Raw genomic sequence first — 2,539 nt, 5'->3', positions numbered from 1 at the left:
TTTAGCTACATTTTATAACAACGTATATAAAAAATTGCTAGATTAGTGCTTAAATAAAGTTGGTTGCGCTTTTGTTACTTCTGATTTTCCTTCGGAAAATCCGCCTGTACCAAAACGCAACTTTCCATATACAAACACGTTGGCAAACATTTGATGAAAAACCTGAACTACATATTAATTTTCTTTATGATTTTAAGTTCTTGCTCAAATTTTGAAGAAAAAAAACCACTGAATGACCTATTCTCACAAGATTATATAAGGTTTCAATCGGAGAATGAAATCGGAATTATTGATTTAGATTCAATAACAAACTTCTTGGAATTAAGAGAAAAAATGAGGGAATTGACTTGCTTAGGAAAAGTTTCTGGTTTAAAATTCAAGTTAAACGAAACACGCTATCACATTACCGGATTTTCAGATTGTCCGACTTCAGGAGAAACTAGTTGTTACTTCAGAAGAAATCATATGACAATTAGAAACGACTCATTAATAACTGGATATGGAAAAAAGAAAGAGAAACATCCAATAAGCTACTTAAAGACAGAACTGAATAATATTATTGGGAAATCGCATAATTTTAAATATAATGAAAATAAAGTTAAGCCAGCTTTGATTCATTTCTATGTAGAAGAAAAATATCCGATTTCAACAACAAAAACTGTTTTAAAAGAAATAGCTGAACAATTTTCAGTGTTAAATTCTAAAAACGATTCTGATTTTTTTGAATATAACATACTTTTTGTGGGTTATGATATTTCAAGTATTCCTCCTCCTCCGCCACCACCAATACCGAATGAAATTAATATTGATTAATAATAAAAACGATTTGCCAACACCATATATAATTTATTGCTGGTTCTAGCCTGCTTACGAAAACCCTCGCGGATTTTCTATTCGGTTTTTATTTGCTAAATTACGTTCTTAAACACGCAACAAACCATATACAAACACGTTGTGGGTAATTAAAGAAAAATCGAGAACAGAAGAAAATATTAACATTGATTTAAAAAGGAATAAAAAAACATCCTTACATTTGAACTATGGCAATTGACTTACAAAAAGGAATTAGTTTAAAAATTGAAGGAGAACTTGGAAAGTTCCAAACTCTTCCAATTGAATCTTTAATAAAGATTGCGGAATCTTTACAAGAACTAATAATGTCTATTGCGAAATATGATTTACCTGCGAATGAAGCAATTGATTTAAATAATTTTAAGCTTGAATTGACAGACTTTCAAAAAGGTAGTGCAATTCCTTCATTTGAGCTAACACAAAGAGTTCAACCTGTAATAGCTGATTATCAAAATCAAAGAACAGAAGTAACAAAGAAACTAAATACAATTTTTGAAATTTCAGATAAAGGAAATTATGCTGATTTAAAAAATCTATATCCAGAACATTTTAAAAGAAATGAAATTGTAGAAAAACTTTATGGTTTTACTACAAGTTTTCAAAATTCGCCTGTTTCTATCTACGAAAAAGGAAATGTGGAAAGTGAGAAATATAGACCTAAAAAATTTAAAGCTTCTACGAAGAAAAGTTTGTTAGTAGAAGTAAAAGAGGTAAAAGAAGAAAAATTAGAAGAAAAAGCTTTTGCAAGAATTAAGGTTACTAAAAAAGGTGGAAAAACAAGGAATAGTATTGAGGAAGTTATCTCAACCGCAAAGCATTCTTTATCCTATTCACCCGATGTAATAAATGTCCATAAAAAACAATATATATTAAACTTCCCTTTACGCTGTCTTTTTGCAAAAGAGGAAGATTATTACATAATAAATAACGAACAATTAGATATAATCGGAACTGGAGAAACTCAAGACGAGGCTGAACAGAATTTTAATGAAGAATTTGACTATTTATACAAAAGACTAAATTCTCTCGAAAATAATCAATTAAATAAAAGGTTGTTGAGAATAAAAAGCGTGTTGAATAGTTTTGTAAAAGAGGTTTTTTAGATGGTATTAAACGGAAAAAAAGCATATAAAAACCTTAAGAAAAAAGGATTTGAAGACTCAAAAGACCATAGTAATGACCATAAATATTTGGAATTTCATTACAATGGAAAAATGATATTATATACAAAATTGAGTCACGGAAGTAAATCAGATTTGAATAATTATTTAATTAAGCAAATGTCAACTCAATGTAAATTATCAAAACAAGATTTCGCTGATTTAGTTAATTGTCCTTTGTCTGCTGAAGAATATATTGAGAAGTTGAAAGAACTTGGAGAGTTAGAATAACTACCCACAACACCGTATATAATTTATTGCTTGCTTCTTGCCTACTTACGAAAGTCCTCGCGGACTTTCTTTGTCCGTAATTATTTACTAAATTAGTTGCTTGAAACACGCAACAAACCATATACAACAACGTTGTGCGTAATTTAAGAAAAAATCTCCGAATTCAATAACTTAACGCAACAAATCTAAATTTATAGATTTGTTACAATGGAAGTAAAAAAACATAAACGACTTACCTTAAAGGAGAGAATTCAAATAGAGACTCTTTTAAACGAAAACAACACTAAAGCTTACAT

At 29.1% G+C, this 2,539-nt stretch carries 3 protein-coding genes; all 3 read left to right on the top strand.

All coding sequences use genetic code 11. The features are described from left to right. Positions 1-153 precede the first annotated feature (153 nt). A complete protein-coding gene (locus ACVCXO_RS00480) occupies positions 154-813 on the top strand; it encodes a hypothetical protein (RefSeq protein WP_452227637.1) in 660 nt (219 codons plus the stop codon). A 227-nt stretch (positions 814-1,040) separates the two neighbouring features. Further along, entirely contained in the window at positions 1,041-1,955 is a 915-nt protein-coding gene (locus ACVCXO_RS00475) for a hypothetical protein (protein ID WP_452227636.1), read from the top strand. Then, positions 1,956-2,243, top strand: a complete 288-nt coding sequence (locus ACVCXO_RS00470) for a hypothetical protein (RefSeq protein ID WP_452227635.1) — start codon at positions 1,956-1,958, stop codon at positions 2,241-2,243. Positions 2,244-2,539: the final 296 nt, after the last annotated feature.

The organism is Lacinutrix sp. MEBiC02404 (assembly GCF_053601575.1).
Note: the sequence above shows the minus strand (reverse complement) of the source record. Positions and strands in the feature narration are given on the sequence as shown.

Coding starts and splice junctions, on each gene's coding strand:
- ACVCXO_RS00480 (WP_452227637.1), top strand. CDS start 154: ATGAAAAACCTGAACTACATATTAATTTTCTTTATGATTTTAAGTTCT.
- ACVCXO_RS00475 (WP_452227636.1), top strand. CDS start 1,041: ATGGCAATTGACTTACAAAAAGGAATTAGTTTAAAAATTGAAGGAGAA.
- ACVCXO_RS00470 (WP_452227635.1), top strand. CDS start 1,956: ATGGTATTAAACGGAAAAAAAGCATATAAAAACCTTAAGAAAAAAGGA.